The 12,873-nt window shown below is 63.1% G+C and carries 10 protein-coding genes; 2 read left to right on the top strand and 8 right to left on the bottom strand.

The window, feature by feature from the left end:
- Positions 1-27: 27 nt before the first annotated feature.
- The 4 genes from speD to P0D80_RS24665 form a co-directional block, all read right to left on the bottom strand.
- Positions 28-411, bottom strand: coding sequence for an adenosylmethionine decarboxylase (speD, locus tag P0D80_RS24680; RefSeq protein ID WP_408287129.1), 384 nt, complete (start codon positions 409-411; stop codon positions 28-30).
- A 148-nt stretch (positions 412-559) separates the two neighbouring features.
- Entirely contained in the window at positions 560-2,086 is a 1,527-nt protein-coding gene (locus P0D80_RS24675; RefSeq protein WP_408287126.1) for a DUF4178 domain-containing protein, read from the bottom strand.
- A 9-nt stretch (positions 2,087-2,095) separates the two neighbouring features.
- On the bottom strand, positions 2,096-3,100 hold the full coding sequence (locus P0D80_RS24670; protein ID WP_408178577.1) for an SPFH domain-containing protein: 1,005 nt from the start codon (positions 3,098-3,100) through the stop codon (positions 2,096-2,098).
- Between the two features lie 64 nt (positions 3,101-3,164).
- Entirely contained in the window at positions 3,165-3,551 is a 387-nt protein-coding gene (locus tag P0D80_RS24665; protein ID WP_408178576.1) for a DUF350 domain-containing protein, read from the bottom strand.
- A 142-nt stretch (positions 3,552-3,693) separates the two neighbouring features.
- Here P0D80_RS24665 and P0D80_RS24660 point away from each other — a divergent pair, with 142 nt between their 5' ends.
- Positions 3,694-5,208 carry a polyamine aminopropyltransferase gene (locus P0D80_RS24660; RefSeq protein ID WP_408178622.1) on the top strand — a complete coding sequence of 505 codons (1,515 nt, stop codon included), beginning with the start codon at positions 3,694-3,696 and terminating at the stop codon, positions 5,206-5,208.
- On the top strand, positions 5,208-6,830 hold the full coding sequence (locus tag P0D80_RS24655; RefSeq protein ID WP_408287124.1) for an NAD(P)-binding protein: 1,623 nt from the start codon (positions 5,208-5,210) through the stop codon (positions 6,828-6,830). The genes P0D80_RS24660 and P0D80_RS24655 overlap by 1 nt, the downstream gene beginning before the upstream one ends.
- 234 nt (positions 6,831-7,064) lie before the next feature.
- Here P0D80_RS24655 and P0D80_RS24650 read toward each other — a convergent pair whose 3' ends face one another.
- The 4 genes from P0D80_RS24650 to xylG form a co-directional block, all read right to left on the bottom strand.
- Positions 7,065-7,526 carry a (2Fe-2S)-binding protein gene (locus P0D80_RS24650; protein ID WP_132383888.1) on the bottom strand — a complete coding sequence of 154 codons (462 nt, stop codon included), beginning with the start codon at positions 7,524-7,526 and terminating at the stop codon, positions 7,065-7,067.
- Positions 7,527-7,574: 48 nt separating this feature from the next.
- Entirely contained in the window at positions 7,575-9,845 is a 2,271-nt protein-coding gene (locus P0D80_RS24645; RefSeq protein WP_408287122.1) for a xanthine dehydrogenase family protein molybdopterin-binding subunit, read from the bottom strand.
- 253 nt (positions 9,846-10,098) lie between these two features.
- Entirely contained in the window at positions 10,099-11,298 is a 1,200-nt protein-coding gene (locus P0D80_RS24640) for a sugar ABC transporter permease (protein ID WP_132383886.1), read from the bottom strand.
- On the bottom strand, positions 11,295-12,854 hold the full coding sequence (gene xylG / locus P0D80_RS24635) for a D-xylose ABC transporter ATP-binding protein (protein WP_408178573.1): 1,560 nt from the start codon (positions 12,852-12,854) through the stop codon (positions 11,295-11,297). The genes P0D80_RS24640 and xylG overlap by 4 nt, the downstream gene beginning before the upstream one ends.
- Positions 12,855-12,873: the final 19 nt, after the last annotated feature.

The raw sequence follows: 12,873 nt of genomic DNA, 5'->3' as shown, positions 1-12,873 counted from the left end.
CTTTAGACAATCCGCTTGCCGACCGATCTACCGCGGCGGCACCACTCCGCGCTCACACGTGCGCACATTCCGCGCTTCCGCCTTTAACTCCCGAGCGATCTGCGCGACCGCATCTTCAGCACGCGCCTTGCCGCACATGAAAATATCGAGCGCGGCGAAGCGATGCTCCGGCCACGTATGAATCGTGACGTGCGATTCCGCGAGCAGCACGACACCCGTCACACCATGCTCGCCGCCAAAGTGATGAAAATGCGCGGAGAGTACCGTAGCGCCCGCAGCCTTAGCCGCGTTCACGAGAATCGTCTCGAGCGCTGCCGCATCCCGCAACATGTCCGCCGCGATACCGCCGAGATCGGCCAACACATGCGTGCCATAGGCATCACGCGGCGCAGGCGCGGACATGGCCGTCACCGCCCTCACTTGTGCGACCCATACGACGAATAACCGCTGCGCGCGGACGTCCCGCCATAACCACCACCGCCGCTTCCGGTCATCGACGTGCAACTGAACATGACAATCACAACGAGCGCGTAAAGCACATATAAGATTTGCCTCACGCTCACCTCGACTCTTCGTGGAAGGCGCGCCAGATCCACTCCGGCGCCCACAAAGCCACCATGCCGACGATCACCAGCACCGTCGAACCGTCGAATTCGAATAGCTTGCCGAAGTTGATGAAGACCATCGCGAAGGTAGCGATCCACGGCCAGGGACCGAAGCCGGCCGTCGTGATTCCTTCTCGCGCCGGTTTTGCTTCGCTGCTGGCGGATTTGGCCGCACGCCGGCTCGCTGTTTCCGCCGCCAGCGCCGGCACACCGAATCGTTCCGCAACCTTACTATTGCTCAACGGCTTGGCGCGCGACCAGACGATTTCATCGGCCGTCGTCTCGCGCGTCATCTTGAAGTCGCGCCACGTGAAATCGGTGATCGACGTCTTATCGCCCACTTGCACCCGCCAGTTGAATGCGCCGGCCACGTAAGCGACCACCGCGTCGTAGCGCTCGCGTTCGCGATAGGTCTTGCCGCCTTCGAGCACCTGGCCGTCTTTGCTAATCATCGGCCAGTTGTTCAGCACGTCCACACGTTCCCATCGGCCTTCGCCATGCACGAGCCACAGAAAGCCGCGTTCGAGGTTGTGCAGCAGATATTCTTCCCAACTCGATTCGCCGTCCGGCGTGCGGCAGCGCATGAGGCCGAGTGCCGTATATTTCGCGCCGTCGAAGGTCGCGCTCGCGCCGAGTTGCAGCGCCGTTTCGATCGACTCGACCTCACGCTTCTTCGAAAACAGCGTGACCTGTTCGGCGCTGCAATCGACGCCCGCATGACACGAGCCGCAGATCACATAGTTCGCCACACCGACCGGACATTCGAGCGACGCGCCGCAACTCGGGCACGTGAACACACCCAGTTCGCCACGATAACGGCCCTCCGACTCGCGAATCTCGGCTTCGTCACGCAAGCCCTGACAGGCGAGCGTGTCCAGTTCCACCGACGCACCCGCATAGACCACCGGCGTGCCCGACTGCTGTTCGGCGTCGGAGTAATCCAGTGTGATGAATTTGTCTTCGTAGCGGAAGTCGGCGACGCGCGCCTGCCAGCCGTCGCCCACGCGAAACGGCAACTCGCCCTCGCCGCCGACGCATTGCGCCGTGCGGATATCCGACGCGAGATAACGCCTGCCGCCGAAGTGAAAGCCGACGCCCGGGCGCAGCGAATCGAACTGCGGTGGCTCGTCGGCGCTGCCGTCGAGATTCTGTTGCGTGGTGACCGCGTATTGCCCTGAGGCATCGGAAAGCCAGCCGAACCTGCCGTCGTCGAAAGCGGCGTACCACTCGGTCCAGTAGCCCGCGTCGTAACGCAATTGAATGCGGCCGAGCAGCGTGAACACACGTGACTCATGGCGGCCCGTCACACCGAGTTGCAATGGCGAATAGTCCTCGAATACCGAGGCCATTTCGCCGATCCGTTCGACCGCCTCGCCGCGTTTGAGCAAGGTGCTGCGGCACGATCCGCACACGGCCATGACGGCCGCGGCGGAGCGGAATTCGAGCGGCGCGCCGCATTGAGGACACGAAGTACTGAACATCGAGTGCGTTTATTTTGTCAGCTTCGCGAGGATCTCGGCTTTCGCCTTCGCATAGTCGTCTTCGGTGACGAGGCCCTTGTCCAGCAGGGTCTTGAGTTGCTGCAGACGCTCGACGTAATCGTTCGAGGCCGGGGCTTGCGCAGGTGGCGTTTGAGCAGGTTGATTCAGCGCGCCCGTCATGGTTTGCGCGATCGCCGCGCCCGCTGCGATACCCGCGCCCACACCGGCCACGCCGCCGGGATTCTGCGCGGCGAGCGGGATCGATTGCGCGGCCTGGTACTGCGCGAACTTGTTCAGATCGCCGCTCACGCCCACGCTGATACGCGCGTCCAGTGCCTTTTGCAGCGCCTCCGGCAACGACACGCTCTGCACCGTGAACGAATCGAGCGCCACGCCGTAACGCGCGAACACCGGCGCGAGCGCCTGGCCGATCCGCTGCGAGAGCACTTCCTGATTTGCCGCCATATCCACGAACGCGACGTCCGCCGAACCGAACGCCACGCTCATAGCCGTGACGACGAGGTTGCGCAACTGCTGCTCGAGATCGTCGACGGTATAGACCGCGCGCGTTCCGCTGATCTCGCGATGAAGCGACGGCACATCCACCACGCGGTACGAATAGATCCCGAACGCCCGCACCTGCACGAGGCCGAATTCGCTATCGCGAATCGTGACCGGTTGCGGCGTACCCCAGCGCCGCCCGAGTTGCAGACGCGTGCTGAAGAAGTACACGTCGGACTTGAAGGGCGATTGGAACAGCTTGTCCCAATTGCGCAGACTGGTCAGCACCGGCAGCGTGCGCGTGGTCAACGTGTAGAGGCCGGGGCCGAACACATCGGCAATGCGCCCTTCGTTGACGAACAGCGCCATTTGCGATTCGCGCACCGTCAATTGCGCGCCGTACTGGATTTCCTGGTCTTCCATTGGATAACGCCAGGCCAATACGCCGTCGCTATCTTCCGTCCATTGCAGGACGTCGACAAATTGCTTGCGAATAAACGAACCGAAACTCATCATGTACTCCTCGCGCGAGGCGCCCGCTTATCAGGCATTAACGTGGAAATGTGTTAAACGCAAATCAGGTCAGACAGGCTGCGTTAATAATGCCGACCACCAGCGAAGCCGCGCCCATCAAACCGCCCATTGCCGTATTACGCGTTTCAATGCCGTCATTCATGCCGGGCAAAAGGCGTGTGAGCAATGCGTAAGTCGCGACCTGCACGACCATGGCGCCGATGGCCCAGATCAGCACCAACATCAGCGTGGAGTTATGCGCAATGCTCGAGGCGAGCGTCAGGCAGAAGCCGATCAGCGCGCCGGCAAAGGAAAGGAGCGCGGCAACGTTGCCTTCGCGGATCAGGGCCAGTTCGTCGAACGGTGTGACCTTGAGGTAAACTGCCGCGAATCCGAGGATCAGCACAAACGCCGACAGTAAATGAATCCCATAAGAAAAGGCATCACCCATTTATTCCCCCGGATTGTGTATGCCGAGCATGCCAACATGCATGCCGATTCTGCCGGCCATGATTATGCGGGCAGCGCCGTTCGAAGGCTCGCCGAAATCGCCGCCAGTATATCCACATCGGACCGGAGTGCCCAGCGCGATGATTAAACATAATCGCATGCTGATTCTCTCCGTACTGGTTCTGGCTTCATGCGGATTGGGTTATGAACTGATCAGCAGTACGCTGTCGAGCTATTTGCTCGGCGACTCGGTATTGCAATTCTCGTCGGTGATCGGCTGTTATCTGTTTGCGATGGGTGTCGGCTCGTGGCTCGCCAAGTTCATCGACGACGATGACGTGCTCGATCGCTTCGTCGATATCGAATTGCTGGTTGGGCTGATTGGCGGTTTGTCGGCGGCCATGCTGTTCGGCGTATTCGCGTGGCTGTCCACGCCGTTTCGCGCCGCGCTCTACGCGGTGGTGCTGGTGCTCGGCGCATTGATCGGCATGGAGATTCCGTTGGTGATGCGCGCCTTCCAGCAACGCCGCCAGGCGTTTCGCCATACCGTCAGCGACGTGTTGAGTTTCGACTATCTCGGTTCTCTCGCGGTCTCACTGTTGTTTCCGCTCGTACTCGCGCCGCGCCTCGGCCTGCTGCGTACCGGCTTTCTGTTCGGCATTCTCAATGCCTTGGTCGCGTTGTGGACCACGCACACGTTTCGCGCGGAAATCAGCAACGTGCCGGCCAAGCTGGCGCGCGCCGCGCTGGTGATCAGTCTGCTCGGCGCCGGTTTCGCGCTGTCCGAACGCCTCACGCATTGGGCCGAACACGGCCTCTACGGCGACGAGACGATCTTTTCCGAAACCACGCCTTATCAGCGCATCGTGCTCACGCAATGGCACGACGACATGCGTCTGTACCTGAACGGTAATCTGCAATTCTCTTCGCGCGACGAGCATCGTTATCACGAAGCGCTGATTCATCCCACGCTCGAAGCGTTGCCGTGGGCCAGGCACGTGCTGGTGCTCGGCGGCGGCGATGGCCTCGCGGTGCGTGAAATCCTCAAGCATCGCAACATCGAAACCGTCACGCTGGTCGATCTCGATCCGGCCATGACGCGGCTCTTTTCGAATTCCGCGCCGCTCGTCAAACTCAATCAAGGCTCGCTGAAAAACCCGCGCGTGCATGTGATCAACGACGACGCCGTGCGCTGGCTCGAATCCAACGCCGACGTGTTCGACGCGATCGTGGTGGACTTTCCCGATCCCACCAACTTCGGTTTGGGGCGCCTGTACTCGGTGCCGGTGTATCGCATGCTCGCACGGCATCTGTCGGAGAACGGCTATGCGGTGATTCAATCGACCTCGCCGTATTTCGCGCCGCACGCGTACTGGACCATTGTCGATACGCTGCGCGAAGCGGGCTTCAACACGTGGCCCTATCACTGCTATGTGCCCTCGTTTGGCGACTGGGGTTTCGTGATCGCCGGCAAACGCCGCGACTATACGATCCCGACGCATTACTCGGAGCCCATGCGCTGGCTCGACGCGCAAACCGCCGTCGAAATGTTTCACTTCCCCGCCGACATGCCCGCGTTACCGATGGCGCCGAACCAGTTGAACGACCAGCCGCTCGTCCGTCTTTTCGACGAGGACTGGAAGCACGTGCTCCGCTGATGGACCGCCGCACTTTTCTGCTGGCCGGCGCGGCGGCAACGCTCACCGGTTGCGGCCGCACCGGCTGGATCGAGACGACGCCGGTGGTGGACAGCCCCGGCATGCGCGAGGGCCACGCGTTGCGCGACCATCGCAGCTTGCCGCCGCCGTCCGGCACGATCGAAACCGGCATCGCGATTCTCGGCGCGGGCGCGGCGGGTTTGTCGTGCGCGTGGCAACTCGCGCGCGCGGGACACAAGAATTTCGTCCTACTTGCCGGGCCCGAATTCGGCGGCAATGCGGCGGGTGGTCAGTATGGCGATCTCGGTTATCCGAAGGGCGCGCACTATCTGCCCTTGCCGTCGATGGAATCGACGCACTTGCGCGACATGCTCGCCGACCTCGGCGTGATCGAGGCCGATCCGTTCACCGCGCGGCCCGTGTTCGATGAGCGCGTGCTGGTCCACGCGCCGGACGAACGCCTGCTGATCGACGGCCAATGGCAGGACGGACTCGTGCCGACGCTCGGCGTGAGTCACGCGGAACTCGCGCAGCAGCAGCGTTTTTTCGCCTATACCGATGCGTTGCGCACCGCCCTCGGCAATGACGGCCGCAAGGTGTTCTGCATTCCGCTGGCGCAGTCGTCGCAGGATCCGAGTTGGCGTGCGCTGGACAAGCGCTCGTTCAAACAGTGGCTCGTCGACGAGGGCTACAGCGCGCCTTCGTTGCACTGGTATCTGAACTACGCCTGCCGCGACGATTTCGGCGCGGGCTATGAACGCGTCTCCGCGTGGGCCGGTTTGCATTATTTCTCGTCGCGTGGCGGCCATGCGCGCAATGCCGAAGATGGCGCGGTGCTGACCTGGCCCGACGGGCTGCACGGCATGGTGACCAAACTGAGCGCGTCGATTACGAGTCGCGTGGGCAAAGAACATACGTGGTCCCTGCCGGGCTTCGCCGCACGCGTCGATGAAAAAACCAGCGGCATTGAAGTGCTGTGCGTGCGCATCGACAAGCAGAACGTACCCAGCACGTTCGTACTGAAAGCGCGCCGCGTGGTGTGCGCGATGCCGCTTTTCGTCGCGCAACACGTGATACCGAATCTGGCCGCTAGCGGTTTCGAAGCGTCGCGCGATCTGCCACCGCGCGCGCCGTGGCTCGTCTCCAACTTCCTGATGGACGGCATGCCGCGCGAAGCGCAGGGTGTGCCGCTCGCGTGGGACAACGTCGTGTATCGCGGCGAAGGTCTCGGCTACGTGGTCTCGACGCATCAACTGATTCGTCTGTCGCCGCCGCAGCGCTCGGTGTTCTCGGCGTATCAGGCGCTCGACCTCAAGACGCCCGACGACACGCGCCGCTGGCTGGCCGCCGCGCATCCCGACGACCTGCGCACGCAGGCCGCGATCGACCTGGTGCCCGCCTACGGCCGCGATCTGTGGCGTCATGCCGCGGCCCTGGAAATCACCGTTCGCGGCCACGCCATGGCTACGCCGGATGTCGGCTTCCTGAGCCGTCCGGGGTTGCTCGCCTTGCGCGACCTGGACGGCCCGATCCTGTTCGCGCATGCCGATTTGTCCGGCATGTCGCTATTCGAGGAGGCGTCTTATTGGGGCGTGCTGGCGGCAAACCGTGTTTTGCGATGACGCCCACCGAGCTTACGAATTATTTTTATTAGCTTTCTTTTAGCTTTCATTTCGGGTTAAATACATATCACCAACTACTCAATACGGGGACATGTATGTCGCAATTCATGAAAAGCGCAGCCACGCTGGGCGGCTGCATCGGCATTTTTGCGGCGGTCGTCGCCGTGGTGGAATTGCTGGCAGGTTGAGCACGCGCGGCGGGCTCTTTCGATAACACGAAACACGTCGGCGGCATTACGCGGGGCGGCGCTTTGCCGCCGCCTGGTGGATTGCCGCACGTACCCGTGGATAGGTGCCGCAACGGCATACGATGTGCGACATCGCCGTGTCGATGTCGGCGTCGGTCGGTTTGGGATTGTGCTTGAGCAACGCGCAGGCCGCCATGAGTTGCGCGCTCTGGCAGTAGCCGCACTGCACCACGTCGAGATCGATCCACGCGGTCTTCAATGCCTGTGCTTCAGGACCCTGCAAGCCTTCGATGGTCGTGATCTTCTGCGTGTGCAGGCTCGACATGAGCGTCTGACACGCGAAGCTCGGCTCGCCATCCACATGGATCGTGCACGCGCCGCAAATTCCCAGGCCACAGCCGAACTTGGTGCCGGTCATGCCGAGTTCGCAACGCAGCACCCATAGAAGCGGCATGTCCGGCTCGGCTTGTACCGCCACCGCCCGGCCGTTGATGTTCAGCGATCCCATCGGCTGTCTCCTTCGTCCTAGTCCCTAAGTTTTTGAATCCGGGGTGCTTCACGCGAGCTTCAACGGCAGCGAGCGCAAACGCTGGCCGGTTAGCTTGAACACCGCATTGGCCACCGCCGGCGCGACCGGCGGCACACCCGCTTCGCCCACGCCTTGCGGATGCATCTGGCTGGGCATGATGTCCGTGTCGATTACTGGGCAATCGTCGATCCGCACCACCGGAAAATCCGTAAAGTTTTTCTGCTGGACCTGGCCGTTGACGAGCGTGATCTCGTCCTGCAAGGCGGTGGAGAGACCGAAGACGATCGCGCTCTCCATCTGCTGACGAATCAGATTCGGATTCACCGGCATGCCGCAATCGATCACGCAGACCACCCGGTGCACGCGAATCTTCTTACCAGGACCGACCGACACTTCCGCGACCTGCGCGACCACGCTACCGAACGCCTCGTGCAACGCGACGCCACGCGCGCGCGGCGCGCCGTCGGCGGCACGCGTCAACGGACGTTCCCAGTCCGACAACGCCGCGACGCGCTTTAACACCGCCAGATGCCGCGGATGCTGCTCGAGCAGCGCGGCGCGAAACGCAATCGGGTCTTTGCCGGTCGCCACGGCGAGTTCGTCGGTGAAGCCCTCGGTGAAGAACGCCTGATGCGAGTGGCCGACCGAGCGCCAGAACCCGACCGGCACCGGCAATTCGACGATCTTGTGCGCGACACGCGCGGCGGGCCATTCGTAGGGCTGATCGAACGCGCCTTCGCAGGTGGTCTTGTCGATGGGGAGGCGCGGGGCGCCGTAGTAGCGCGCGAGCGCTTCCGGCACGATCGCCTGACTCGCCGACGTGGCCTGCCACGCCACCAGCTTGCCGTCGTTGTCGAAACCGGCCTTCAGCCGCGACAGGCATGCCGGACGATAGAAGTCGTGCGTGAAATCCTGGGCCCGCGACCAGAGGGTCTGCACCGGACGGCCACCGCCCTCGCGCGCAATCGCCGCGGCCTGAGCGATGAAATCCAGCTCCAGACGCCGCCCGAACGCGCCGCCGATCAGAAGCGTTTGCACGTCGACCTTGTCGACATCGAGGTCCAGCACTTTCGCCACATGATGCCGCGCAAGGCCGGGCATTTGCGTGGAGACCCAAACCGTGGCCGCGCCGTCCGCGACCTGCACGGTGCAGTTGAGCGGTTCGACCGCGCCATGCGCGAGATACGGCGCGCGATATTCGGCGCTGACGGTGCGCGCCGCGCGACTCAACGCGGCATCGACGTCGCCCAGGTGGTAGTAAGCGTGGCCGTCGCTGTCGTCGAGTGCTTGCGCGAGCCGGCGGTCCACGTCCGCGTTCGAGAGCTTCGCTGCCGGTCCATCATGCCAGCTCACGTCGATGGCGGCGACCGCGTTTGTCGCGCGAAACGGGTTGTCGGCGATCACTGCGACGCCGCCAGATCCACCGCTGTACGGCGCGACGGCGAACGCCTTGATGAAGCCCGGCATTTTGCCGGCGGCCGTTGCGTCGAACTTTGCCACCGAGCCGCCCAGTGTTGGACACATCTCGACGCTCGCGTAGAGCAGGCCGTCCGGCAGCACGTCGATGCCGAAGCGCGCCGTGCCGTTGATCTTCGATGCCGCTTCGATACGGCGTAGCGGTTTGCCGATCAGCTTGAAGTCGGCGGGATCTTTCAGCGCCACCTTGCGCGGCAGCGCCTGCTGCGCGGCCATCGACGACAATTCGCCGAAGCTCGCCTTGTGGCCCGACGGGTGCAGCACCTGGCCGCCTTCAGCGCGGCATTCGCCGGCCGGCACTTTCCATTGCGCGGCCGCTGCGCTGATCAGCATGGCGCGCGCCGAGGCGCCAGCTTCGCGCATCGGCGTCCATAGGTCGTTGATGCTCGATGAACCGCCCGTCATCATCGTGCCAGCTTCGCGCACCAGCTTGCGGGTCATCCAGACGGTGGTGCGCTTGACGGTGCTGTCGTCGTCGGGGCGAAACGGCAGGTCGTCGATGATGGCTTGGACGCTGTTGTAGATCTTGTCGATGGGCGAGTCTTCGACGCGCACCTGCGACCAGTCGGCGTCCAGTTCTTCGGCAAGCAACATCGCGAGGCCGGTGTGGATGCCCTGCCCCATTTCCGCCTTGCACATCATGATCGTTACGCTGTTGTCGGCGGCGATCTTGACCCAGCCGTTCAGCGGCACCTGCGTGCCTTGTGCCGGCAGCGGCATGGAGGCGGTCAAACGCTGCCCCGGCGGCAGCACCGACCAGCCGACCAGCAACGCGCCGACAGCGCCGGCGCCGCCGAGCAGAAAGGTTCTGCGTTTCAACATGGCATGGTTCGATCAGCTTGCACGATGGCTGGGAAGCTGTGAAAGCGCGGGTCGGCGCCTGGCGTTGTTCCTCGGAATAGTAATAAGACGGGAGAGTGGATGTGGGACTTAAATGCGTGGGTTCAGGTCAAGAGGCGCGGGGCGGGGGGTGAGGAGGATGGCGGAGATTGAGGGAAGTCGTGGGGTGTTTCATTAAATGGGGTGGGGAATGGGATGCGCCGGCTCGCGCCGCCGCACCTCCCCTTCTTCAACCTCACCGCCGGTTCGACCCCGACACCACATCGATCCACACGGCCAGCACGAGAATGCTGCCCTTCACGATCATCTGCCAATAGGCGTCGACGTCGAGCATCGACATGCCGTTGTCGAGGCTGGCCATCACCAGTGCGCCGATCAGCGCGCCGTAGACCGTGCCGGAACCGCCGCGCATCGACGTCCCGCCGATGAAGCACGCGGCAATCGCATCGAGCTCGCCCATCGATCCCGCCGAAGGCGAACCCGCGGCCAGCCGCGCCGTATTGACGATGCCGCCGAACGCGCACATCAGCCCCATCAACGCGAAGATCGCCAGCTTCACTCGATTGGTGTTGACGCCCGAAAGCCGAGTCGCTTCGAGGTTCGAGCCGACCGCATAGATGCGTCGCCCGAACACGGTCTGCGTGGCGATCCACGTGAAAATACCCAGCAGCGCGAGCAGCAATAGGACCGGCACCGGAATGCCGCCGTAACGATCAAGCGTCGCAACGAAGCCGGCGAGAATCACACCCGCGCCGACCACCTTCACCACGTCTTGCCAGAACGGCACCACGCGCAACTGATAGCGCTCGCGGTTGCGGCGCTGCCGTATCGTCAGAAACGCCAGCAGCAGAAACAGCACTACCGCAAGCGTATCGCCCGCGAGCCGCGGCAAATAACCTTGGCCGACGAACACGAAACTGTCCGACACCGGCGCGATCGTCGAACCGCCTGTCACGCCGAGCAGAATGCCCCGATAGGCGAGCATGCCGCCGAGCCCGACAATGAACGAGGGCACGCGCCGATAGGTCGACCACCATCCGTTGAACATGCCGACCAGCACGCCGAGCAGCATGACGACCGGCAACGTGACGCCGATTGGCCAATGGCGGTTGACGTCGAGTATCGCCGCCACGCCGCCGAGCAAACCGAGCAACGACCCAACCGACAGGTCGATCTCGCCGGCGATGATCACGAACACCATGCCGCACGCGAGCATGCCGGTAATCGACATCTGCCGCAGCAGGTTCGACAGATTGCGCGGCGTGACGAACGCGCCGTGCGTGAGCACCGAAAAGAAAATCCAGATCGCGGCCACGGCGATCAGCAGCGCGAGAATCTTGTAGCGCGCGAACAGTTGCTGAATGCGCTGCGGACCGCCGAATGCGCCTCGCGGCACGGCTTCGTCGGCGCGTTGGGAAGTAACGTCGGGCGTCATGCGGCACTCGCTGCGGTTGGGTTCGGGGATCGCTGCACGGGACGGATCGCGGCGCTGAGAATGTCCTCCTGCGTGAGGCCGTCGTTGATGAAATCGCCTCGCAACTCGCCTTCACCGATCACCAGCACACGATCGCTGATGCCGAGCACTTCGGGTAATTCGGAGGACACCATCACGATCGACATGCCGCGCTGCGCCAGTTGAAAAATCAGCTTGTAGATTTCGTATTTCGCGCCGACGTCGACGCCGCGGGTGGGTTCGTCGAGAATCAGCACCTTCGGATTGGTCAGCAACATGCGGGTCAGCACGGCCTTTTGCTGATTGCCGCCGGACAGACTCGCGATCGACAACATGGGATGCGCGGCACGCACCGAAAGCCGCTTCATCTCCGTATGAATCGTATCGAGTTCGGCAGCGGAGTCGATTCGCCCACCCGATGCAAAGCGCTCCAGCACAGCCAGCGTGATGTTATGGCCGACGCTCAGCCCCGGCACGATGCCGTGCCGTTTGCGATCTTCCGGCACCATGCCGATGCCCGCGCGAATCGCATCGACGGGTGCGCGAATCTTGAGCGGCTTGCCATCCATCACCACGGTCGCCTCGCTCACGCCGGGATACGCGCCGAAGATCGCCTGCATCAACTCCGTGCGCCCCGCGCCGACCAGACCGGCCACGCCGAGAATCTCGCCATGCCGCAGCGCGAACGAAACATCGTTCACACGCTTGCGACGCGGATTGGTCACGTCGAAACAGGTAACGTGGCGCGCTTCGAAGATCACGTCGCCGATCGGATGCGGCTCGCGTGGAAACAGGTTCTTGATTTCGCGGCCCACCATCAGCGAAATGATGCGGTCGGTGGTGAGCGCGCGCATCGGCTCCGTTGCGACATGACGGCCGTCGCGAATCACGCTGATCGTGTCGCACACGGCCGCCACTTCATCGAGCTTGTGCGAGATGTACACGCAGGCCACGCCGCGCCGCTTCAGATCGCGCACGATGTCGAGCAGAATGCGGATCTCGGAGGAAGTCAGCGAAGACGACGGTTCATCGAGAATCAGCAGCTTGGCGCGCTTGTTCAGCGCCTTCGCGATCTCGATCAACTGCTGATGGCCGCCGCCATAGTTCATCACCGGCTGTGCGGCATTGATCCCGCTAATGCCGAGTTCGCGCAGCAGTTCGTCGGCGCGCTGGTACATCGCGGCGTAGTTCATGCGGCCGCCGGGCAGCGTGATTTCATTGCCGAGAAAGATGTTCTCCGCCACCGACAACTCCGGCACCAGCATCAACTCCTGGTGAATGATGATGATGCCGGCGCGTTCAGTGTCGCGCACACTGGCGGCTTTCAGCGGCTCACCTTCCCAGATGATTTCGCCGTCCCACGTGCCCCACGGATACACGCCGGAGAGCACTTTCATCAGCGTCGACTTACCCGCGCCGTTCTCGCCGCACAGGCCCACGCACTCGCCGGGCGCGACCGTGAGGTCGATGCCGTCGAGCGCCTTCACGCCGGAAAACGCCTTGACGATGCCGCGCATCGTCATAAGAGCTTGCGTCATTCGCTATGCCTCGCTGCAA

Origin of the sequence: Paraburkholderia sp. RL17-373-BIF-A (assembly GCF_046030175.1) — a bacterium.
GTDB lineage: Bacteria > Pseudomonadota > Gammaproteobacteria > Burkholderiales > Burkholderiaceae > Paraburkholderia.
Note: the sequence above shows the minus strand (reverse complement) of the source record. Positions and strands in the feature narration are given on the sequence as shown.